Annotated in this window: 17 protein-coding genes; 8 read left to right on the forward strand and 9 right to left on the reverse strand. The window is 39.5% G+C overall.

The features are described 5' to 3' along the window. Together AB1444_04200 and priA are read left to right on the forward strand one after the other, a co-directional pair. The gene (locus AB1444_04200; protein ID MEW6525853.1) at positions 1-633 is read left to right on the forward strand and encodes a uracil-DNA glycosylase family protein; all 633 of its coding nucleotides are present in this window, start codon (positions 1-3) and stop codon (positions 631-633) included. A gap of 2 nt (positions 634-635) precedes the next feature. After that, positions 636-2,573 carry a primosomal protein N' gene (priA, locus tag AB1444_04205; protein ID MEW6525854.1) on the forward strand — a complete coding sequence of 646 codons (1,938 nt, stop codon included), beginning with the start codon at positions 636-638 and terminating at the stop codon, positions 2,571-2,573. Positions 2,574-2,623: 50 nt separating this feature from the next. On the opposite strand, the gene AB1444_04210 is transcribed toward priA, so the two are convergent. From AB1444_04210 to AB1444_04240, 7 genes are all read right to left on the reverse strand, one after another. Continuing rightward, complete coding sequence (locus AB1444_04210) at positions 2,624-3,124, reverse strand: hypothetical protein (GenBank protein ID MEW6525855.1); 501 nt, start codon at positions 3,122-3,124, stop codon at positions 2,624-2,626. A 366-nt stretch (positions 3,125-3,490) separates the two neighbouring features. After that, the gene (locus AB1444_04215) at positions 3,491-5,545 is read right to left on the reverse strand and encodes a tetratricopeptide repeat protein (protein MEW6525856.1); all 2,055 of its coding nucleotides are present in this window, start codon (positions 5,543-5,545) and stop codon (positions 3,491-3,493) included. Between the two features lie 3 nt (positions 5,546-5,548). Beyond that, a complete protein-coding gene (gene nusB / locus AB1444_04220; protein MEW6525857.1) occupies positions 5,549-5,962 on the reverse strand; it encodes a transcription antitermination factor NusB in 414 nt (137 codons plus the stop codon). Further along, entirely contained in the window at positions 5,962-6,426 is a 465-nt protein-coding gene (gene ribE, locus AB1444_04225) for a 6,7-dimethyl-8-ribityllumazine synthase (GenBank protein MEW6525858.1), read from the reverse strand. The genes nusB and ribE overlap by 1 nt, the downstream gene beginning before the upstream one ends. 108 nt (positions 6,427-6,534) lie before the next feature. After that, a complete protein-coding gene (locus AB1444_04230; GenBank protein ID MEW6525859.1) occupies positions 6,535-7,812 on the reverse strand; it encodes a hypothetical protein in 1,278 nt (425 codons plus the stop codon). 103 nt (positions 7,813-7,915) lie between these two features. Then, the gene (locus tag AB1444_04235) at positions 7,916-10,885 is read right to left on the reverse strand and encodes a cyclic nucleotide-binding domain-containing protein (GenBank protein ID MEW6525860.1); all 2,970 of its coding nucleotides are present in this window, start codon (positions 10,883-10,885) and stop codon (positions 7,916-7,918) included. 60 nt (positions 10,886-10,945) lie between these two features. Continuing rightward, a complete protein-coding gene (locus tag AB1444_04240) occupies positions 10,946-11,710 on the reverse strand; it encodes an enoyl-CoA hydratase/isomerase family protein (protein ID MEW6525861.1) in 765 nt (254 codons plus the stop codon). A 303-nt stretch (positions 11,711-12,013) separates the two neighbouring features. Here AB1444_04240 and AB1444_04245 point away from each other — a divergent pair, with 303 nt between their 5' ends. The 3 genes from AB1444_04245 (at position 12,014) to AB1444_04255 (ending at position 14,250) form a co-directional block, all read left to right on the forward strand. Beyond that, the gene (locus tag AB1444_04245) at positions 12,014-13,126 is read left to right on the forward strand and encodes an Ldh family oxidoreductase (protein MEW6525862.1); all 1,113 of its coding nucleotides are present in this window, start codon (positions 12,014-12,016) and stop codon (positions 13,124-13,126) included. 224 nt (positions 13,127-13,350) lie between these two features. After that, complete coding sequence (locus AB1444_04250; protein MEW6525863.1) at positions 13,351-13,947, forward strand: hypothetical protein; 597 nt, start codon at positions 13,351-13,353, stop codon at positions 13,945-13,947. A 54-nt stretch (positions 13,948-14,001) separates the two neighbouring features. Beyond that, a complete protein-coding gene (locus AB1444_04255; GenBank protein MEW6525864.1) occupies positions 14,002-14,250 on the forward strand; it encodes a DUF493 family protein in 249 nt (82 codons plus the stop codon). Here the strand turns inward: AB1444_04255 and AB1444_04260 are convergent. Continuing rightward, entirely contained in the window at positions 14,247-15,464 is a 1,218-nt protein-coding gene (locus AB1444_04260; GenBank protein MEW6525865.1) for an NAD(P)/FAD-dependent oxidoreductase, read from the reverse strand. The genes AB1444_04255 and AB1444_04260 overlap by 4 nt on opposite strands. Positions 15,465-15,655: 191 nt before the next feature. After that, positions 15,656-17,497, reverse strand: coding sequence for a hypothetical protein (locus AB1444_04265; protein MEW6525866.1), 1,842 nt, complete (start codon positions 17,495-17,497; stop codon positions 15,656-15,658). 273 nt (positions 17,498-17,770) lie between these two features. Between AB1444_04265 and AB1444_04270 the strand changes: the two genes are divergently transcribed. Genes AB1444_04270 through AB1444_04280 form a run of 3 tightly spaced genes read left to right on the forward strand, consistent with a single transcriptional unit; the run spans position 17,771 to position 23,015 of the window. Further along, positions 17,771-19,066 (forward strand): acetyl-CoA C-acyltransferase, encoded by a 1,296-nt coding sequence (locus AB1444_04270; protein ID MEW6525867.1) that lies wholly within the window; start codon positions 17,771-17,773, stop codon positions 19,064-19,066. A 13-nt stretch (positions 19,067-19,079) separates the two neighbouring features. Continuing rightward, positions 19,080-21,203, forward strand: a complete 2,124-nt coding sequence (locus AB1444_04275; GenBank protein MEW6525868.1) for a 3-hydroxyacyl-CoA dehydrogenase NAD-binding domain-containing protein — start codon at positions 19,080-19,082, stop codon at positions 21,201-21,203. A 21-nt stretch (positions 21,204-21,224) separates the two neighbouring features. Continuing rightward, positions 21,225-23,015, forward strand: coding sequence for a long-chain fatty acid--CoA ligase (locus AB1444_04280; GenBank protein MEW6525869.1), 1,791 nt, complete (start codon positions 21,225-21,227; stop codon positions 23,013-23,015). Positions 23,016-23,065: the final 50 nt, after the last annotated feature.

Here is a 23,065-nt window from a genome sequence, read left to right on the forward strand (position 1 = left end):
ATGTACCATTTACTTAAAGAAGCAATCATGACTCATATACAGTATGACAGGCGAATCCCACTGGTACTGGCCTATACTGATGAAATTAGCTATTTTTCAAACAGGAAAAATGTTGTTGCACCTGTTGTATTGAGTACGCTTCAGGAAAAAGTACAGCAAATGGTAGCGCAATGCAATAAATGCAAGACCACAGAAAAGAATACAATCCATGGTGGTGATGCTTCGTCAGGAATCATGATACTATTGAATCCGCCATCCATGCTTTCGTCTGTTGAAAAGAAGGTGTTGCAGCCTGATGTTGATATAATGCTTGATAAGATGATGAAAGCTATTGGTGTTCATGTTCAATCCTGCTATATCACACACATGATTAAATGTGAAAGTCAAAGTCAACTTCCCGGTACCATGTTTTCACACTGCCAGAATCTTCTTGCAAAAGAAATAGAACTTGTAAAACCACAGATAATTATTGTTATGGGTGAAATGCGCCCCTTACAGAAGATTGTTAAGAACAGCAGTGGTATCCAGTGGTTTAACATTGAACACCCTATTACCCTGTTAAAAAACCCTGAATTAAAAAAGCCAGCATGGAATACATTGAAGCTTGTTAAAGCTGTGCTGGATGGGAAATAGATATGTTTGTAGATGTTGCTGTAGGATTCCCCATTGATGGTTTTTTTACATACAGCACCGATGATACCACCATAGCAAAAGGGATGCGAGTTGTAGTTCATTTTAAAAACCGTAAAACTACCGCGTATGTTGTTAATGTCCATGACAATCCCCCGGGTTTTGATGTGAAGCCCATCATCAAGGTGCTTGATACACAGCCCATCTTTGATGATCGCTTGCTTACGCTGGCACATTTTATTTCAAACCATTATGTGTGCTATTTTGGTGAGGCACTGGGTACTGCATTGCCTTCAGGAAAATCATATACTACACGCACAAAGCCGTTTACTTTTGGCGATAGTTCTAAAGAGGTAATACTTACTGAAGAGCAGGAACAAATATATAAAGCCATTCTTAACCAACCGCAGAAGGTACATTGCATTTATGGTATAACTGGCAGCGGTAAAACCGAAGTGTACATTGCCCTTGCAAAAAAGATGATACAGCAGGGGAGAGCTGTTTTGTATTTAGTGCCTGAGATTTCTATTTCCTCACAGATGTTTGACCGCCTTAAAGCAGTATTTGGAGACACACTGGTAATGTATCATAGCGGCATGAATCCAAACCAGCGGCTTGTCAGCTGGAAGCGCTTTTATACGGGTCAGGCAATGATTGCGGTGGGTACGCGTTCAGCAATTTTTATGCAGGCACCAACATTAGGTCTTATCATCATTGATGAAGAGCATGACAGCTCTTATAAAGAAAACAGCACGCCGCGCTACCATGCACGCACCGTCGCCTGGTACAGACACCGCCAGGAAGGTGCAATGCTGGTGTTGGGTTCAGCAACACCGTCACTTGAAACACTGTATGCAATACAGCGTAATAGTATAGTTCAGCACCAATTGCACAAGCGTTTTGGAACTGCCAGACTTCCTGAACTACAGATAGTTACCGTAAAGGCATCAAATGCACGCACTATATTTTCAAATACATTACTGTTTTCAATTAAAAAGGCAATTGAAGCAAAGCAGCAGGTAATACTGCTTTTGAACAGACGAGGTTTTGCTCCGGTGATGTTGTGTCAGGATTGCGGCACATCTGTCCAGTGCCCGCATTGCAGCATTAGTCTTACCCATCATAAACAAAAATTACTATGTCATTACTGCCACTATGAAACTGTTGTACCGGAACACTGTAATAACTGCGGTTCAAAAAATCTGGTTATGGTTGGCAGTGGTACCCAGCGTGTTGAAGAAGTTTTGCAAAAAATGTTTCCTGGAGCAACGTTAGTACGCCTTGATCAGGATTCAGCACGAAAGAAAAACTTTCTTCCCACTGTGGTCAATGATATGATGAATGGGAAAATTGACATTTTGCTGGGAACGCAGATGGTGGCAAAGGGATTTGATTTTCCCAATGTATCGCTGGTTGGTGTTATTCTGGCTGACATTGGGCTTTTACTTCCTGATTTCAGGGCGGTGGAGCGCACATTTGCATTGCTGGTACAGGTAGCAGGTCGTTCAGGACGTGGTGATATTCCCGGCAAAGTAATAGTACAGACATTTAATCCTGAAAATCCTTTATTTCACTATTTGAAGAACCACGATTATATTGGTTTTTGTCACAGGGAGCTTTCATTACGCAAAGCTTTACAGTACCCGCCATATGTTCGCTTAGCACGGCTTGTGGTCAGAGGTGCAAAAGAGGATATTGTGGCAAATGTTGCTGGTCAGTGCAGGGATATATTACAGGAACTATCGCCACAATTTCCTGACATAACAATACTTGGACCATCCCGGGCACCACTGTATAAAATAGCATCACAGTACCGGTATCATATTGTGTTGAAATCAAACAATGTTGAAAGGTTGAGTGGCATACTGGCTCAGTGTAAAAAGAAGATGAACCCGCAGGGAACATATTTGGAGATAGATATTGACCCATTGGATCTTTTGTGAAAAATAGAAGTGTTATGACATCACTGATGTCTAAAATTGGTACAATTAGATTATGACAATTTTTCTTCCAGAACAATTTTCTTGCCTGCAATAGTCAGATAAAAAATATCATCAGTTTCTTCAAGGCGGTCAAGAATAGTAAATGATGCGGAACGTTTGAATTTTGCAAGCATTGTGTTATTGCGTACATAGCAATACAGCTCTTTCCCTTTGCGAACATGTAGTGTGGAAACATCAAGCTCTTCTTCCTGACCGGTGCTAAGAGTCAGGATTACTGTTTCAAAATCAGCAAAACCTTTGAAACGGGCGCCGGTTACAAATATCGGAGCATCCTCAACCACTATGGGGTAGGTGAATTGTGCATAGTGTATTACATATGTCCCGTCTTTTGTAATGTTGATTGATTTATTGAAAAAATCTATAATACGCTGATTGGTGAAAGGTTGTCCATTGTGAAACCAGTTACCTTCTGCATCCAGCCTGATTTCGTCAATCTTTTCACCCTGCGCTAAAAGCTTTTTAATTTCTTCAGGAATTTCGGGGTATTGCATAGATACTATACCTTTATTCTATTTCAATGAAAGTTGCTTTTTGCATGCTTCCTTTGCATAACCATGGGCTGTCTCAAAACAAACCGTATGGCTTGCAATAACCACAGTGTACGGCACTGCAAGGGCAGCGCTTGTGCTGAGTGCTTCGACAAGCTCAGAAACCGCTTGTCGAAGGGAAGCAATCCTGATGCTGTAGAAGACAAGATTGCTTCGTCACTTCGTTCCTCGCAATGACAGAAGGGTAAAAGTCTTTGCAAAGAGGTGTCTTTTGGGACACCCCAAAAACAAAAAAATATTTCAATGAAAGTTCTTTTTCATATGCTTCCACTGCATACTTGTTGCTGGATGACAATCCAGCAAAAAAAATTATTTTAATGAAAGTTCTTTTTCATATGCTTCTACTGCTACTTTTCGGTTTAGCCGTATTTCTTCGTTGGTTGGGTCAAGCTCAGAAGCTTTTGTTAAATATTGCAGCGATTTTTTGTATTCACGTTTAGCATAGTAGCAGCGACCTATATTATGATATGCCTGTGCAGTGATGGCATCATCACTGGAAGTTTCAAGTACCTGATAAAAAATCTCCAATGCCTTATCATATTTATGCTGATTATATGCAATAGTACCCATTGCAAGTAGCGCTTCGGGTTCATTGGGTGAAATAAGTAATGCTTTCTGGAGTGATTGCACAGCCTGTGCCTGCTGTTTTTCATCTTTTGCACTGGATAAAATAATACCAATATTTACATAGGCTTTTTTTGCATACTCATTGTTGCCATTTATTGCAATTACTCTGTTGAATGCTTCCAGTGCATAGTCATTTCTTCCTTTGTTGTAATAGAGCATGCCAAGGTTAAATTGGGCTTCCTGCAGATTGGGCCACAGACGTACCACTTTTATATATTCATCCAGCGCTAAGTCTAAATAACCTTTTTCATAATACAGGTCGGCAATGGCAAGCCGTGGTTTGGGATTGTCAGGATTATATTGTGCAGCGTCGTTAAATGCTGCAATGGCAAGCTCGGGTTTCCCGGCATGTTTATAGGTAATGCCCAGATTATACAGGGTGGAGCTGTCTTTAGGATCTATTGCCAGTGCCTTTTTATAGAAGCCTATTGCATCATCATAACGGTGCTGGTCATCACGGATATTGCCCATATTGGCATAAGCCACCCGGGCATTTTCTGAAACAGGCTCATATATGGTAATCTGCTTGTAATAATCAAAAGCAGTGTCTAAATCGCCTTTGCGGTAATATAATTCTGCTAATCGGGCAATGATGGCAACATTCCTATTTTGCACTGGCTGCAGGCGTTCAAGCACTGCAATACTTTCATCATAGCGTTCAAGTGATGCGTATGCTTCTGAAAGGCCTTCTAAAAGCTTTTCTTCATATACGCCAGATGATTCAGCTGCCTTAAATTCAGCTAACGCCTTTTCATACTGCTGGCGCTGTATATACACTATACCTAAGTTGTAGTGATTAACTGGCTCACTGGGGTCAAGCTGTATAGCCATGGTCAGATATTTTTCAGCCATTGCGTAGTCGCGCCTGGCGGTATAAAATGCTCCTAGACGGCCATAGGCTAATTTTGCAATATTTCCTGATGAATCAGCAGTTGCAGCCTTTTTAAAGTATTCCACTGCTGATAATTCATCACCGGTTTTCAGGAATGTTAGTGCTGTGTTATAGAGGGCTTGCGGATTATTGGGTGCAATGTCCAGTGCTTTTGTATAGCTTTTAACTGCATCAGGAAATCTGCCCATATCAAAAAGTATATTTCCTTTGAGTATCAATAAATCAGGATTGTTTTCATCAATGTCAATGGCTTTTTCCATAGTGGCCAGTGCATTGGGGTAATCTTTTTTGTGTCTGTAGGCAAGTGCTAAATTTTTTAAAATAGTGCTGTCTTTGGGTTTATATTTTAACGCTCGCAGGAATGTTTCAATGGCTTTATTGTAGTCGCCCCTGTCATCATGGATCATGCCAATATAGGTGAGGGCAATAGCCTTATCGCTATCAGGTGCATCGGATGCAACCACTTCATTGAATTCGTCTATGGCACTGGTGTAATTCTTTTTAAAATAATATGTTTTACCACGAAGTATGTGAGGGTTTTGCGATAGATCCTCGGGAATTAGCTTCTGGTCGCTTATGCCAGGTAGTAGTGTATTGTCCTGTGCAATGGTTTGTTTTTGATCAAGGAATGATGATGGTTTTTTTATAACAGTTACTATCGCCACAACCAATATGACAAAAAGAATGAGAGACAAAGCTGCAATTAATGGGTGATATTTTTTTGGTATTGATATGCTAAAACCTTTTTTTATGGATTTTTCATTTTCTATAGAAAAGATGCGCATGCCTTCCGGCTGATTTTCTTCAGGAATGATGGTAAATCGGTGTTTTTTTATAGGAGGCATGTTTCACCTCGTCTGAAGTTCATGTACCCGTATTGCATCAAGAATCCCGTTTATAAACTGGCCCGAGTTTTCACTTCCATAAATTTTCCCCAATTCAATCCCTTCATCAATAGTGACTGCATGGGGTATGGAATCTAAATATAACAGGGCATAGATTGAAATTCTCAATATGGACTTGTCAACAGGGTTTATGCGTTCAAATTTCCAGTTTTTTGAATATCGTTTTATCAGGTCATCAATAAAATCTAAATGATCTATAGTACCTTCAATTAAAGTTATGGCAAAGTCCCTGATATCTTCCGGGATTTCCTTATCTACCCATTGCAGGGAAATTAGCTCCTGTAATGGAGTACGAACTGTTTCGTACATGTACAGGGCCTGCATGGCATATTCACGGGCTTTTCTTCTATGACCCATTAGCTTATCTTTTTATACAGTTGTGCCATCTCAATGGCTGCCATTGCAGCGTCAAAGCCTTTGTTGCCTGACTTGGTTCCTGCTCGCTCAACAGCCTGCTCAATGGTATCGGTTGTAAGAACCCCATAGATAACCGGCACCTGCGATTGCAGCGATACAAGCGCAACACCCTTTGACACTTCTGCTGCCACATAGTCAAAATGTGGAGTAGCACCTCGTATAACTGCACCCAAGCAAATGACTGCATCATAACTGCCTTTGGTGGCTACTTTCATTGCCACAGGAGGAATTTCAAACGCACCGGGCACCCATATAACGGTTATGTTTTTTTCATCGGCATTGTGCCGTTGCAGGCAATCTAAAGCCCCGGATAAAAGCTTGTTGGTAATAAATTCATTGAAACGTGATACTATTAACGCAACCTTTAAACCGGATGCATCTAATTTTCCTTCAATTGTGTTCATAGTTAACCTGCTTGTATGTTAAATTTTAATTTAGGCGATAGTTCATACTAGTAAATCTAATACATGAAAAAGTTTGTTTCAATATATTCTATTCCGTCAAGTTATTTTTTAAAAACCAGCAGCGGTCATTATCATAACGACCTGACTCACATTGTCATCACTTGAGAAAATTTTGCTGATACCATGCGTCAGCCAGATAGGAAGTCCCCCGGGTCCCAGTATTCTGAATCCATAGCCGCTACCTGCAATTTTTTGTGATATAGGATTTATAATATAGGCATAATCGGCGTAAAGATTCATCCGTAAACGTTTAGCTATATTGAATCCGTACTGCATATTGCACAGGGCAAAAGACTCTACTCTGAACTGATCCACTGTAGTGCCATGTACCACATCTAACTTAGCATTGTCAATGGTTCCGCCAAAGCGTGGCTGGGATAAAAAGTCATTATCAATGCCACCTTTAATACGCATGCGTACAATGACATTTTGGCTGTTACCAAAAACTTTGCCAAAGGTTACTGTTGATGAATAAATAACAAAGGTTTTAGCTTCTTTGCCCATCTGAAGCTTGCCAGGTTCACCCCACGTGTCCCACTGACTTCGTATTCCATATCCAACCCAGTTCTGAAATGCAATGCCATTAAATAATTGATCAATTCCCTGTTCAGTATAGTGCTCAATATTCCAGTCAATGCGCGGGAAAAGATTATAGTGATTTTTTGGCATAATAAAATCAGGTGGTGTATCTCGCTCTACAAAGAAGTATTGCCGGGAATCAATTGTTAAGCCCAGTATGTTATAGAACGGCAAAGAAATTTTTACGGTAACTATCTCCGATGTGTAGTTTGTATAAAACAGGAGGTCTTCATTAAAGCGCTCCCCAAAAAATCCAAAGTTTGTGCCACTGGCATATAAAAATGATCCAATGAATGTTTCCTGCAAGGAAACATTATCCCATATAAATTTTTTCTGGGTGAATTTTGCAGTAGCTTTGAATCCAACCCAGGTAAAAGCAAAATCCGTATTTGAGTTAAAAATATTGTTTTTGTTATAAAGGATAGCAGGAGCAAAAATACTATTTTTGGATTCCAGTGGTATCTCACCCAGTAAAACTATAATAGTTGAGATATCTTCATGGGTAGCATCTTTCAGTTTATCAAAATCAGCTTGCTGGTATGTTTGTATTTGTTTTTTGTCTGTTATATCCTGTTCTGCCTCTTTTTTTTCTTTGTATAATGTTTGTTTGTCAATTGTCTCAATTGTTTTCTTTATAGTTTTGCCAACAGAGGATTTTTTTTCCTGGGGTTTGTCCTGCGCAAATAGAGTCATTGAAATACAAATGACTGAAGCTAACAGAATATATCGTATAGATTTTTCCACCATGAGTTCCTTAAATTTGTAATAATGTTATTGTATACAATACCTACGTTAGTTGTTCTTTCCATTTTGTATAAAAATTGTATACGCAATTCATACCGCAGTAAGTTTATATAGTATATTGTGATAATGTTGATCTAAGGCGATCAGCAATAACTTTCATCACATTTATAGCTATTGCAGGATTTGATTTCAAGGTTAATAAAAAATCATTGCGTTGTAAGGAAAGCAAAAGAGATTGTGTGGTGGTTTTCACAGTAGCGCTTCGGGGCTCCTTATCTATAATGGATAACTCACCAATACAATCTCCCATTCTGAGACGGGCTATCTCTTTCCCTTTTCTGGTAACACTGACTTCACCTTCCATAATAATGAAAAGTTCATCACCCGTTTGACCTTCTTTGATGAATTCAGTATTTTCAGGAAGCTTTTGTATGCGGGCAATCTGCATCAGATGGACAAGCTGGTCAACAGGTGTTTCTTTGAAAAGGGCATTTTGTTTTAGGAAGGTAAGTATTTGAATTGTCTGTGCCACGGAATCCTCCTTACTACTGTTGGGATTATTAATCAGGGAAATACAATAGTCAAGCTGTTTTGACAGTACTGGTATACATGAACGCAGATATTTGCAATTTTTAATAAAAAGAGGCAATGGAGCAGGTGCAACTTCCCTGGCAGAATACGTTTCAAGTAACGCTACCTTTTTGCCTTTTTGCGTTAGAGTCAAAAATTCAATAATATAATTTTCAATTTCTATATCTTTAAGAAGAAGATTTGATTCGTATGCAATATCAATATGTACTCCAGTAGACAGTGCCAGCGCTTTTATAAGCAAATTCTTTTCATAGAGTATTGCATCATTAAATATAATTGTAAGAAAGTCTTTAAATAATTTATCAATAGGTGTTGCTTTAATGGTGGCACAGCACTGATATAGCTGGTGAATGCGTGCAATGGAAGCATTAATAAAAAGTGGTAGATTTTCCTCTGGTACCACATTCAATGCAATAAATACATTCAGATAGTTTGCCTTGTTATGGTAGGGCCGTTTCTGAATGATTCGGTTTTCCAGAATTGAATAGTTGGTTTCAGGACTGAATAGTGAAGAAAGCATTTCAACAGGTAGATCAAAGCGATAATCACAAAGCAAAAACCTTATCTCAGGATGTATCCGTGCTTTGGTCAGGAAATGCTGCAGGTTATGCAGAGGTGCATGTTTAAAGCGATACAGTATTCGTATAACCTGAGATTGAGTAAGCATGTTAGCATGAAGGATAATAAATTGAAATAGGCAAAGATTACCGCTGGCCAGTGCTAAACGATAGAGCATGCTGATGTATAATTGGGGTTTGCTAACAGAACAAAGCATGAGAAACTCCATGTCAGATTTTTCTTTGCCCTGCATAATGCATTGTTCAAGCTCATGGAATCTGTTGGTGATGAATGCTTCATTGTATGCACTGTCATTTGTCAGCAAAGAGTAAATCAAAGGTTCAATTGGAAGCAGCGGTTTAGATTGCAGCAAAATTTCCTTACGGGTAACTATCGCACATTGTGACAGGAAACGATAGGCATATACGCGTACCAGTGGGTTTTCATCATTTACTGCTTTTTTACTTATTTCAATGGCACGTTCTTCAGGTGCTTCGTATATAATAGATAGCAAATGTATCTTGGTGTTTTCAGATAGCAAATCATAATACTGGATAATCATGGGAAACAGTTCTGCTGACATACCTTGCTGCAGCAGAGTATCAATAAATTCAGATTTATTTTCTATATTTGGGTTTTTTGCAATCTCAATGATATCGCTGCCGGTTATATGTAAGGTTTTTGGTAGCTGTGGTTGCAATTTGAAATAGATTGCTTCTTTATACAGGGCATTCTGTTTTATGGTGATAGCTACAAATAATAATCCCACTGCAAATGCTATGATGAATACAATTTGTAATGAAAGCGTTGCGTATAATGAAAGCAAAAATCCACCTGCTATCATGCCAAGGGGGCTGACGATGCTGTTAATGATTGATCGTGCCTGATTTACTCTGTCGGGAGGTTGTATGGATAGCATTATGTTGCTCACAGGCTGGCGAATAAAGAAGCTCATATTTTTTCTGAAAAAACGCAATGCTACAGCAGCAAGTAATGTGGGTGATAATACTGCATACATGATAATCAAGCAGTATGATGATGGATAGAGCAGATTGGCAGTTGGAATACTCAATTTTTTAATGATGCGTGATGTAACAAAAAGTTGCATGGCTACCGTTATGAAATCGGTTATAAATGTATATCTGCTTATAAAAACAGCCAGTTGTCCCTGTGAAGGATATATGTGTGTGGCGATACGTGCAAAAAAATACTCTGTGTGCTGGTTGGCAATTGCCATAGTAAATACTGCAACAGCGCTTACAATAAACATGCGGCTTGAAAATAGAGTAGAAAGTTTGTCCATAAATGTGTGTTTGTAATAACTGCGCGTGCTTGTATTGATTTTTGTAGTTGCAAAAAATGGGATAAGTATCATAATTCCGGCAGCAAGCCATATATATGCAGCATAGTGAATGAAAAGTGTACTGTACAGGGAAATTATAATGGTGATAATTATTCCACCTAATTTGGAACCAGCCATTAAAAACGGGAATATCCGTTTGGAACTTTGCAGGGTAAGGAACTGAAATGAAAAATTAATGAAATGAGCATCTAAATAAAATGTTGCAATATAATTTCCAATAAAAAGATACAGAGGGTCATGGAGTGCCCAGCTTGAAGGAAGCAAAGTGCTTCCGGGTATACAGCAAAATAGCATAATGAGCAGAACATATGCCCGCTTTAAAGAAAATAATTCAAGGAAATAGGTGTAGATAAATCCAGAAAGAAATAATACAATACCATTGATTGCAAAAAATTTGGATAGCCCTGCTGCTCCGTATGTTTGTAAAAATAGTGATTCGGTATACACCTGACCGGTTGCAAAGAAGATTCCTGAGAACAGGTAAAGAAAGAAAAGCGGGATGGTGAATGATACTTCCTCACTGCGCAGTGAAAATATTTTCCATCCCGCTTCTTTTATATTCATAATAAAGATGAAGTCCCATAGCTCCTTTGATTGTATTATCGGAACTATCGAACATAAAAATTACTTGCTCATTGCTGCCTGAACAAACTCTAATGTTTTGCGTACATTATCATCAAAGAAACATTGCAATCCTTTTGTCCAGCTTCCGTCTTTAAGGTCTTTGCGTATTCTGTCAGCAGTTTCCTGGCGTATGCATAATTTAAGTGGTGTAAATGCATTGCCGGGATTGTTTTTCCATAGATTAATAAGTTCCTTTGCCCTGCTTATCAGCTTATCCTCTTCAACAAGTTCGTCAATAAGGCCTAATTGTAACGCCTGTTCAGGACCAAACATATTACCAAAATACATGATGTCTCTAAACTTTTTGTCACTGTCGAGGCCAAAGCGTACCACATTCCACTGAGCAACAGAAAGAGGCAGGCCAATCTTGATTTCGCTCATGCCCATCTTGATTTTTGGATGGTTTTTCATAATACGATAATCACAGGCCATTGCAAAAATCATGCCGCCGGCAACAGTGTGACCATTTAATGCTGCAATAACCGGCTTTTCAAACATAAAGAGTTCCAGTAAAATTTCTTCTTCAACTTCAAAAAATTTAACCACTTCATTGACATCCTTAAAGCTCAAAAACATTGGCAGGCTGAAACCGGATGAAAATGTTTTCCCTTCACCGGTTAAAATAACACCTTTGATTGAAGTATCAGCTGCTGCTTCTTTAAGATAATTGCGAAGGTCATTTAGCACTGTGTCGGTGAGTGCGTTCATTTTGCCATCATTCAATGTAAGAATGTAGACATTATCTTCTACTCTTTTTTGCAACATACCATGCCCCCATTACGTGTAAAAAAATTTAACTATATATGTACACAATATTGTACAAGCGTAAAAGTTGTAAAGAAGAAATTTTTAGAAAAATACTCTTGACCTTTTTATAGTGCCTGTACGTGCTATTGTCATTGTTAGGTATAATAGTTAGGGATTGAAAAAAGCAGATGCCTTAACACGAAAATAATAGAATTTGTTTTTCTCCATACTATACTGGTGTGGATAGCATCATATGATTAATGCAAATTCTGGATCAAGCTTGGGATATATTAATAAGAACTATGTATTTTGGAGGACATAATGCAAGACATTACCTGGATACCATTTGATATTGCCACGCAATATATGATTGATGTGTTTACCAGCATAGGTGTACCAGAAGAAGATGCTGCAATCTGTGCTGATGTGCTGATTACCGCCGATAAGTTTGGCATTGATTCGCATGGGGTAAATCGATTAAAACCAATATATTATGATCGTATTAAAATAGGCATTCAGAAACCGGTTACACACTTTGAAATCATTAAGGAAGGCCCAACCACGGCAGTAGTGGATGGACATGATGGCATGGGACAGGTTATAGCCTATAGGTCAATGCAAATGGCTATCGACAAGGCAAAAAAGTATGGCTTAGGGATGGTTGCTGTGCGCAATTCCACACATTATGGCATTGCTGGCTACTATGCAAAGATGGCGGCTGATAATAATATGATAGGAATAACCGGAACCAATGCCAGACCGTCGGTTGCGCCAACCTTTGGAGTGGAAAATATGCTGGGTACAAATCCATTGACCTTTGGCATACCCACTGATGAAGAGTTCCCGTTTTTGCTTGATTGCGCTACCAGTTTGAGCCAGCGGGGCAAGGTTGAAGTGTATGCACGGCTTGGGAAATCCCTTCCTCCGGGATGGGTTATTGACCACGAGGGAAATACCTGTACGGACCCACACCAGGTGCTGGATGGCCTTATCAAGGGTACTATGGCTCTGACCCCACTTGGAGGCATTGGCGAAGAGGGTGCTGGTTACAAAGGGTATGGATACTGTACGGTGGTGGAAATTTTATCAGCTGCATTACAGGCAGGCAGCTATTTAAAGATGCTCTCTGGCTTTGATACTGCGGGGAGGAAGGTGCCGTATCATTTGGGCCACTTTTTTATAGCCATTGATATTGAAGCTTTTACAGATATTAATTCGTTTAAAGCAGTTACCGGAGATATATTGCGCCAGCTACGCAATTCGCGCAAGATGCCCGGGCAGGATAGAATTTATACTGCCGGTGAAAAGGAATATCTTGTGTATTTAGAGCGCAGAGATAAGGGGGTACCGGTTAACAGGGAAGTAATGAGGGAGCTTATTACGATGCGCGATGAGCAGGGTATTACAGGATATGAAATTCTGAAGTTGGTATGATTTCTGCACGACAAATGGAATATAGTTTATGAACAAAATACAGGGTAATGTGCACTTAAAGTTACGAGTATGACAGGGAACGCAAAGTTTGAAAAAATAAAAAATTTTTTAAATTTTTTTATCATAAAGCGTTTTATATAGATAGCAAAATAGTGGAATGCTCAATATATGATTGACTTTTCATTATTGATGTGTTACAATTTTAAAATGGAAGGAGATAAAAAATGGGAATGCATCTTTCGGCTGATCTATACGACATTTTTGAAGATGTTTTTAAGGGTAAGGAAAAGGCAAAAAAAGTAATGAATGGCCTTGAAGAGGTGATTGTGACTACAGTGCATGACAGCTGGTATAGAACAAAAGAAGAGCTTAAAATGGAAGTATTCAGTCATTTTGCCACAAAAGAGAATCTGGAAAGCCTTCGTATTGAGTTACTTGGAAAGATGGAGAAAGACAAGGCCGAGCTATTGGGGATCATCAATCAGAATAAAGAAGAGCTTTTGGGCATAATGAAGCAAGACAAGGCTGAACTTACAGGGAAAATTGATGCGTTATATCAAAAGACTGAGAGAGATAAAGCTGAACTTACAGGGAAAATTGATGCGTTATTTGAAAAGACTGAGAGAGATAAAGCTGAACTTACAGGGAAAATTGATGCGTTATATCAAAAGACTGAAAAGGACAAGGCTGAGTTTATATTAAGGATAGAAAGGCTGGATAAAAAGTTCAGTATATATTTTGCAGTGCTATTATTTGCCATTATATTCCTGAATCAGAGTGCATTAGAATTCATTGCCAAAATGATAGGAATAGTGCGGTGAAAATGCTCTGAAATTACTGAAGTATAAAAGTAAATATATTCAAAGGAATACCCCATGGGCAATGAAAATGATTTTCCTCAGGAAATAACTTTTAAAGTTATATGCAAAAATTTTCCGTACATAAGGGATATCCTTTATAACACCTGTGGAGAACATGCTCAGGCCATATCTATAACCCAAAAAGAAAGCAGTCGCAATACGTTTATTTCCTATACAATTACGGCAACATTCAGCACATCAGAACATATAGATAGATTGTGCAACGCTATTGCTCACATTGAAGGTTTTATCACAATGTTTTAGGCATTTTTTCCAGCAATAGCTCCAGTACTCCATGCAAACTGAAGATTATATCCACCACTGTCACCATCTACATCTAATAGTTCTCCTGTAATAAAAAGTCCTTTGTGCAATGTTGATTCCATCGTTGCACAGTTAATCTCACTTACATTAATACCACCAGCAGCTACCACTGCCTCAGTAAATGGGCGCGGCTTTCCCGGATACAGTGTTGCATGGGTAAATGCCTGAACGATTATATCAATATCGTTGAGTGATTCAATTGCAGGCCATTCATACGGAATACCTGCCATAGATAAAAACACACGGGGCATTTTATTGTTCATTATCCCATACAGGGCAAATTCAAGTGATTTATTTGGTTGAGAAAGCAACATTTTAAAGTGATCACACAATGCAGAGTAATCATAATAGGGAAAGATGTTACACTGGATGGTTACATCCTTTCCCTGAAGCAGTGCCGCATTGACAGTGCGTGAGATTGCAAGCGCAGCAGGGCCAGATATGCCATACGCAGTAAATAGCACTTCATCGGTTACTTGCTGTACAATGATGGTGTCAATTACCACACTCAATGTGCAGTCCCAGCGTATTCCCTGTAACGTATGAAGCTGTTTGTTGACAATGTTTAGGGGCAGTATTGCCGGGAATGGCTCAATGATGGTATGCCCTAATGACCGAGCAAGTTCATAGCCATCTTTTGAAGCACCCAGTGATCCGTAGGCGCAACTGCCGCAGGCAAGTATAACTTTATGGAAGAAATGTTCTTCTTTACCTGCAGTGGTTACCTTAAAACCGTGATGTACAGGCTGTATTGATTCAATTTTTCGTGAAAGATGTATTTGAACATTATTGTGCGATAGTTCATGTTCAAAAACTTTCACCACCGTGGAAGCTTGCAGTGATGCAGGATACACCTTGCCATTTTCCAGTGTGGTTGTTATAATGCCAATAGAATGAAAGAAATTAAGCGTGTCCTGTAATGAAAAGCTCTGCAGCACTGTGGTAACAAACTGAATATCACCGGAGTGATAATGCTCTGACCCCATATTCATGTTAGTCAGGTTACATCTGCCGTTACCGGTTGCTGCTACCTTGCGGCCAATCTTATTCTGTTTTTCAAATATATGGACTTCGTTATGCTTATTGAGTGAAGCAAAATACGCAGCAATAAGCCCTGAAGCGCCTGCGCCAATAATTCCTACTTTTTGTTTCATGTACGTGCTGTTCTGCAACTCAATAGTATTGAGCCAACCATGCTAATAATATGTATAAACATAGACCTAAGTACAATGAGTGTATCAGGCAATAGTTTTTTCATAAATAACTATCTCCACGGAATAAGTGACACAGTTGTAATAGTGGATATAATAGCACTAAAAATCAATGTTTTTTATTCAATAAATAGTTAAACCACCATGCCTGCATCAAGAACTCCGGTTGCTTTGCCTTTGTCCACTACTTTTTTACCATTTATGAACACATAGTCAATACCTGATGGCCGTTTGTTGGTCTGGGTTAAGGTGTTATTGTCTTTGACATTTTTCCAGTCAACTATGGTAATGTCGGCCATATATCCTTCTTTCAGGTAGCCGCGTTTTTTTAACATAAAACGGTCAGCAATAGCACCAGTCATTTTCCGGATTAAATCCTGGGGCTTAAGTAGCTTGTAATCACGTGCTATTTCAAAAAAGCGAGGATAGTTGCCAAACGCAGCCGGATTCTGTGCCCCCTGTGAATATGGTGTAGCATCGGTCATAAACAGTGATGCGCGATGCTTCATGAGATCCAGTATATTCTGAAAACTGGAATAACGGTGATTGAGTACCCGTGCACGGCCGTTGGATTTCTTTGCAAAATCAATGAAATTTTCATATTGACTCATGCCACGTTCTTTTGCAATGTCTTTTAAAAATTTACCATTGTATTTAGCAAGCTCAGGATTGTTGGCATTAATAATCTGAATATCGTTATAGCCAAAACCAAGCAATGCAACTATCAATTCTAACTGAGCGCGGAGTTTAAGAAGAGCCACCTTATCTTCATATATCTGTGGTGTTTGGGCCAAAAATGAACTTGGGAAAAATACATTAATGACCGATGTGCCACAATGGTATGCATAGGTATCAAACATGACATCCATCCCTGAGTTTATTGCTTTGTCAATAATGGCAAGTGCATCAGGGCAGTTTTTCCATGTCTTGGTGCCTACAAAAATGAGGTGCGATAGCTCTAAGCGAACATCTGTTTGCTTTGCAATGTCAAGCATCTCATTGATTGCAATGATATTATGTGGTGTACCAAAAGGCTTTAGCGGATATGTTGCCGAAAGTGCTGAATACGCTTTCATGTGACAGGTAACTATTTTGTCTTTTTTCTTTACAAGTTTACAGATTTCTGCTATTTCATCGTTGGTTGCAAAAATTCCCGGTTCATATTGCAGTCCAAACGAAACGCCATATGCACCTTCATCCATTGCTTGTTCTAACAGATACAGCATTGTTTTCATCTCATCGTTTGATAAAGGCTTTGATTCATATCCTCTAAGTGACATGCGTGTTGTTCCGTGTCCAGCAAGGTTTACCATATTCATGGGAATGCCGTGACTTTTGCAATAGTCAAAGTACTTTTGCATTGAGGTAAGCGATATTGCGACCTGTTTTACAAAGTTGTCATTTTGCGTTGAACTATCGCCTCCAAAAAATCCTTTACCAATATTTTTAATCATTGAAAGGTATGTGCTTTTTGGTTTGAAGCCGGCAACACCATACCCGCAATTTCCAGTAACCGTTGTGGTGATCCCCTGTTCCATAAATGGATTTTTAAGCTCAGGATGTCCATCTAGCGGCAAAACCCAGTCTAAGTGTGAATGGCAGTCGATAAAGCCGGGTGATATGATTTTATCAGTGCAATCAATTGTTGTGCCTGTGAATTGGATATCTTTTGGTGTTACTATTTCGATAGTGTCATGGTGTATCATGACATCGCCGGTGTAAGGTGGGTTGCCACTTCCATCTATGATAAGGCCGTTTTTAAGCAAAATACGTGAAGGTGAGTAAGCAACTCCCATAACAGGTCGTTTTTCAGGTTTGTACGAAATCCAGTTAAGGTTCTTTGATGGTTGCTGTGGCACTTCATCAGAGCAGTGAAGCAGAGAGAGTGCAGAAAGTGATATGAGCAATGAAGATGTAGTGTATAGAAATTCTTTACGTGTTTGTTCATTTTCAAATATTGATTGGTCAAATTTCATGGCTTCCTCCAAACTGATGGGATAAAAGACTTTATTATAAATTAACGTAATAACTAAAGGTAATTATTTCAACACAATAATTTAAAAATCTAAATTTTCAACATATTTTAATATTTGTTCACAATTATACTACACAAAAAATTTTTTATAAACTACAGAAAATTTGGTTGACCGTTCAGTAGGTATGTATTACTGTATTACTGTAATACATAATAAATATGCATTATTAATTAAATGCATATATAAATTAATATTTAATATATGGAGGATTGAATGGCAAGGGGTGACAGAGTTGCAATTATTGATGGATGCCGTACGCCCTTTTTGCGTTCCGGCACCGAATATCGAGAAATGATGGCGTATGAAATCTGTCGTCATGCGGTTAAGGGTTTAATAGCAAAAACAGGTATTCCCAATGACCTGGTGGACCATGTTATTATGGGTGGTGTTGCAAATGATATTGCTACCACAAATGTTGCACGTGAGATTATGCTGGCTGCTGGGCTTCCCTACACAATACCTGCATATACCTGTACTGTGGCGTGTATATCTGCTAATGCTGCTATTATCAGTGGAGCCAATTTAATTGTGAACGGCAATGCGGAGTGTATTGTTGCGGGAGGTGTTGAGACTTTTTCAGATCCTGATATAAAAATATCTAAAAACTATCGCCGATTTATTTTGGACCTCACCATGTTCAAGCGCCCAAAAAGTATCATTGGCAAATTGAAATTATTAAAAGGCATGAGCTTTAAGGATTTTATTGTGCCTGAGCAGCCTGCAATTGGTGAGTTTTCTACAAAAATGCGCATGGGGGATACTGCAGACAGGCTGGCAAAGCGATTAGGTATAAGTCAGCGTGAACAGGATGAATTTGCAGCACTATCGCATAACCGTGCAGCAGCTGCATGGGAAAAGGGGGTCTTAAAAAAAGAAGTAATACCGGTTGTGACCCCTCAGGGCAAACTTGTGGAAAAAGACAATGGTTTCCGTAAGGATACAACCCCGGAAAAATTAGCAAAATTAAAACCTGCCTTTGACAGGCGATATGGCACGGTAACCGCAGGCAATTCATCATTTTTGACTGATGGTGGGGCAGCGGTTCTTCTTATGAGTGAAACAATGGCAAAAAAGATGGGGATAAAACCCCTGGCATATATCAAGTCATATGCTTTCACTGCACAAGACCTGTGGGAGGAGCTTCTGCTAGGTCCTTCTTTTGCGATACCAAAAGCGTTAGCAATGGGTAAACTTAAGTTTAAAGATATTGGCGTATGGGAAATTCATGAAGCTTTTGGCGCACAGATGATTGGTGTTATTAAAACACTTGCATCATCTTCTTTTTGCAGAGATAGGCTGGGATTGCCCGGCAAATTGGGTGAAATCCCCATTGATGCACTCAATGTATATGGCGGTTCGCTTTCATTGGGACATCCATTTGGTGCTACCGGGGCACGTCTTGTTACAACATGTGCCAACAGGTTGCGTGAAACCGGCAAACGATATGGTGTGGTTGCCGGGTGTGCAGCCGGTGCAGTGGGCAATGCCATCATATTAGAGCGTGCATAAAGGAGGAATGACCATGAACAATTTGCAGTTTTTAAAAACTGAAGTTATCAATGATGTGCTGGTGGTAAGCATTAATTGCCCCGGCAAGGTAAATAAAGTTTCCAGTGATCTTTTAAGTGAAATAGAAACAATAATTAACCAGACTCAAGGGAAACACTATAAAGGGATGGTAATACTCAGTGAAAAGCCGGACAACTTTGTTGTTGGTGCCGATATTGATGAATTAAAAGCAATGAAAACCGACGAAGAGATTAAACAATATATTTCTAAAGCAAATGATATTCTGTTTAAGTTAGAAAAACTTCCATTTCCTACTGTATCAATGATTAATGGCAACTGCCTGGGTGGTGGTGTGGAGCTTACGCTTGTCACTGATTACCGCATTGGTACTGATTCCCCTGAGACGGTGATGGGTTTGCCTGAAATTAAGTTAGGCCTTATTCCTGCAGCAGGTGGTACGCAGCGCCTTCCCCGCCTTATTGGCATACAAAATGCACTGCCACTCATTTTGCAGGGGGGTAATGTGCGGCCACGGCGGGCAAAGCGCCTGGGGCTTATTGATGAGATAGTTATACCATATGGTTTAAAAGAGATAGGAGTTAAAAAGGTATTACAGTTAAAAGGCAAGCGTAAAATAAAAAGAAAAAGGAAATTTATTGAATGGTTGCTTGAATCAAATCCGTTAGGCCGAAAGATTATATTTTCACAAGCGCGAAAGATGGTGATGAAGCAGACGCGGGGATTATATCCTGCAGCGCTTGCAGCTATAGATTCGGTTGAGTATGGCTACAAAACCAATGTTACCAAAGGTATAGCAAAAGATATAGAGCGTTTTGTGACTTTGGTGAAAAGTTATCAATCAAAATCACTGATGAATCTTTTCTTTGCAATGACCGATCTCAAGAAAAATCCTCTGGAGAAAAAAGCAAAGAATATTTCAAAATTAGCAGTGATAGGCACCGGCCTCATGGGTACAGGAATTGCTCAGGTCTCACTGCCGTTATGTGACACAGTGCTTGTCAAGGACACCGCACTTGATGCAGTTTCGCGGAGTATGGCGCAGATACGGAAGAGTTTAGAAAAACGAGCTCGCTCTGGAGCCATACGGGACTTTGATAAAGAAATATTGTGGGGCAAAATAGTGCCATGTGATGATTATGTGAATTTTAAGAATACCGACCTTGTCATTGAGGCAATATTTGAAGACCTGCAACTGAAACAGAACCTGGTAAAAGAGGTTGAATCAGTTACCAGTGAAAAAACAATTTTTGCATCAAATACATCAGCTATTCCTATTAGCCTTATTGCTAAAGCTTCAAAGCGGCCACAGAACATGATAGGCATGCATTATTTTTCGCCGGTTCCTGCAATGCCGCTTTTGGAAATCATTAAAACACCAAAGACAGCTGACTGGGTTGTGGCGACAGCTCTAAAATTTGGCATTGAGCAGGGGAAAACATGCATAGTGGTCAGAGATGGTCCTGGATTTTACACAACCAGGATACTTGCACCATATCTTAATGAAGCGGTGTTCCTGATTGAAGAAGGTGTCCCAATGAACGATATTGACCGTGCACTGCTACAGTTTGGCTATCCAATTGGCCCTGTTGCACTCATTGATGAGGTTGGTATTGATGTTGGTGCACATGTAGCAATTGAGCTGGGGCAGGAATTCAAGGCACGGGGTGCTGCACCGTCCAATGTATTGCCACTTTTATTCAGTAAGGGATTTAAAGGCAAAAAGAATAAGAAAGGGTTTTACGACTATAGCAAACCCAAAAAGAAAGGTATGCGTTTGCCTAACGAAGAAATCTACAAGGTTATAGGGAAGGTAACATGGCAGCATTTACCTGTGCAAGAAATTCAGGAGCGTGTAAGCCTCATGATGATTAATGAGGCAGCTTTATGTCTACAAGAGGGTATTATATCATCACCACGTGACGGTGATGTTGGTTCCATTTTAGGATTGGGTTTCCCGCCATTCAGAGGAGGGGTGTTCCGTCATATAGACCGGGAAGGTGTCAAGTCCATTGTTGATACCATGATGAAATATTATGATAAAGGAATGAAACGTTTTAGCCCGGCGCAGATACTTGTAGATATGGCAAAGAGTGGCAAACGCTTTTATAAAGATTAATTTAAGAGATGGGGGTTGGCTATGTATCCCGGACTAATGCAGGTATTTGCAGATCATGTGTCACAACAGCCTGAGATGGTAGTTTTCAGATATAAAGAACATGGAAAGTTTATTCCTATGAGCTATCGCCAGGCTTACGAAAAAGTTGAGGCGATAGCTTCTTGGCTTAAAGCTAAAGGTATTGGCAAAGGTGACAGGGTTGCAATATTATCAGAAAATTCAGTGTATTGGGCTCTAGTTGATTTAGCCATTATATCATTAGGTGCTATTTCAGTTGCTATCTATCCTACACTGACACCGCGCGATGTCCATTATATCATTCAGAATTCAGGCAGTTCCATTGTCTTTGTCCAGGATCTGATGCAGTTGGAGAAGGTTCTCAGTTATCAAAATATTGATGACATTACCTCAATAGTTGTAATGAATAATCAGTACAAAGGAGATAGCAATGTTGTAAATCTGCAAGATGTCATCCATTATACTGAAACAAAAATAAACATTTATGATACTGTACAGACCATTACTTCAGAGGATCCTATCTGTATTATCTACACCAGTGGCACCACCGGACCACCGAAAGGGGTGGTGCTTACACATGGAAACATAGCTTATGTTATCAATACTATTGCCGGCATGATTGGAGATGTGAGCGTTATTACGGAAAGTTTAAGTTTTCTGCCGCTGTCGCATGCACTGGAGCGTATTGCAGGATTGTTCTTTGGTGTGTATTTAGGAAAAACGGTGGCGTTTGCGGAATCACTCAATACTATACTAGTTGACATGCAGGAAGTCAAGCCCACTCATGCTATTGCAGTCCCGCGTGTATTTGAAAAAATATTTGAGCGTGTGGTTCAGATGGCTGAAAAAAGCCCCGTAAAAAGGAAGATATTCTGGTGGAGCGTTAAGGTTGGCAGAGAATGGAGTGAAATTGTATCTAATAAACAAAAGCTGACGATACTTTTGAAAGTAAAGTATGCTATTGCCAATCACCTTATTTTTAAAAAGATAACCAGAGCAACCGGTGGCAGACTGAAATATTTTGTTTCTGGTGGGGCGCCGCTTTCAAAACAGATAGCCGAATTTTTCCATGCTGCAAATATTCTGGTACTGGAAGGATGGGGCGCTACGGAAGTATCAGCACCTGCAACATGGAACAGCCCACATGCATTTAAATTTGGATCAGTAGGCAAGCCACTACCTGGTGTTGAAGTGGTGGTGGCTGATGATGGGGAACTGCTGGTCCGCGGTCCCATTGTTTTTAAAGAATACTGGGGCAGACCTGAAGCTACTGCTGAAGCTAAAGACAGTGAAGGTTGGTATCATACCGGCGATATTGGATTTATTGATAAGGATGGATGGGTATACATCACAGATAGGAAAAAAGAACTCATTATAAACGCTGCTGGAAAAAATATTTCACCGCTTAATATTGAAAGTGTTATAAAGCAGTCACCGTATATTTCCAATGTGATGGTATATGGCGATAGAAGGAAATATATAACGGCACTGGTTAACATTGACAGGGACAATGTATTGCAGTATTGCAGGGAAAAAGGTCTTGATGTCAATGAAAAGACCGATTTACATACCCTGCCACTTGTCAATGAGCTTATTGGAAAGGAAATAGAGCGCTTGAATAAGGATTTAGCGCGCTTTGAGCAGGTGAAAAAGTTTACCATCATTCCTGAAGATTTTTCAGTTGAGAATGATATGCTGACCCCAACGCTGAAATTAAAGCGGAAAAACATAATATCACGGTATAAGGATGCCATAGATGCCATGTATGAGGGAGAATTATTGCTGGTTGAATAATTAAAGTAATATTGAGGTGCACATAAAGTTTACAAATCATCCTGAACTTG

Source organism: Spirochaetota bacterium (assembly GCA_040756435.1).
Taxonomy (GTDB): domain Bacteria; phylum Spirochaetota; class UBA4802; order UBA4802; family UB4802; genus UBA4802.

What these genes read in the sequence shown, in the direction of transcription:
- AB1444_04245 (MEW6525862.1), top strand. Translation starts at nt 12,014, where the DNA reads ATGCAAGACATTACCTGGATACCATTTGATATTGCCACGCAATATATG.
- AB1444_04280 (MEW6525869.1), top strand. Translation starts at nt 21,225, where the DNA reads ATGTATCCCGGACTAATGCAGGTATTTGCAGATCATGTGTCACAACAG.
- AB1444_04265 (MEW6525866.1), bottom strand. Translation starts at nt 17,497, where the DNA reads ATGAAATTTGACCAATCAATATTTGAAAATGAACAAACACGTAAAGAA.
- AB1444_04210 (MEW6525855.1), bottom strand. Translation starts at nt 3,124, where the DNA reads ATGCAATACCCCGAAATTCCTGAAGAAATTAAAAAGCTTTTAGCGCAG.
- AB1444_04270 (MEW6525867.1), top strand. Translation starts at nt 17,771, where the DNA reads ATGGCAAGGGGTGACAGAGTTGCAATTATTGATGGATGCCGTACGCCC.
- nusB (MEW6525857.1), bottom strand. Translation starts at nt 5,962, where the DNA reads ATGGGTCATAGAAGAAAAGCCCGTGAATATGCCATGCAGGCCCTGTAC.
- AB1444_04275 (MEW6525868.1), top strand. Translation starts at nt 19,080, where the DNA reads ATGAACAATTTGCAGTTTTTAAAAACTGAAGTTATCAATGATGTGCTG.
- AB1444_04250 (MEW6525863.1), top strand. Translation starts at nt 13,351, where the DNA reads ATGGGAATGCATCTTTCGGCTGATCTATACGACATTTTTGAAGATGTT.
- priA (MEW6525854.1), top strand. Translation starts at nt 636, where the DNA reads ATGTTTGTAGATGTTGCTGTAGGATTCCCCATTGATGGTTTTTTTACA.
- AB1444_04255 (MEW6525864.1), top strand. Translation starts at nt 14,002, where the DNA reads ATGGGCAATGAAAATGATTTTCCTCAGGAAATAACTTTTAAAGTTATA.
- ribE (MEW6525858.1), bottom strand. Translation starts at nt 6,426, where the DNA reads ATGAACACAATTGAAGGAAAATTAGATGCATCCGGTTTAAAGGTTGCG.
- AB1444_04240 (MEW6525861.1), bottom strand. Translation starts at nt 11,710, where the DNA reads ATGTTGCAAAAAAGAGTAGAAGATAATGTCTACATTCTTACATTGAAT.
- AB1444_04215 (MEW6525856.1), bottom strand. Translation starts at nt 5,545, where the DNA reads ATGCCTCCTATAAAAAAACACCGATTTACCATCATTCCTGAAGAAAAT.
- AB1444_04230 (MEW6525859.1), bottom strand. Translation starts at nt 7,812, where the DNA reads ATGGTGGAAAAATCTATACGATATATTCTGTTAGCTTCAGTCATTTGT.
- AB1444_04260 (MEW6525865.1), bottom strand. Translation starts at nt 15,464, where the DNA reads ATGAAACAAAAAGTAGGAATTATTGGCGCAGGCGCTTCAGGGCTTATT.
- AB1444_04235 (MEW6525860.1), bottom strand. Translation starts at nt 10,885, where the DNA reads ATGAATATAAAAGAAGCGGGATGGAAAATATTTTCACTGCGCAGTGAG.
- AB1444_04200 (MEW6525853.1), top strand. Translation starts at nt 1, where the DNA reads ATGTACCATTTACTTAAAGAAGCAATCATGACTCATATACAGTATGAC.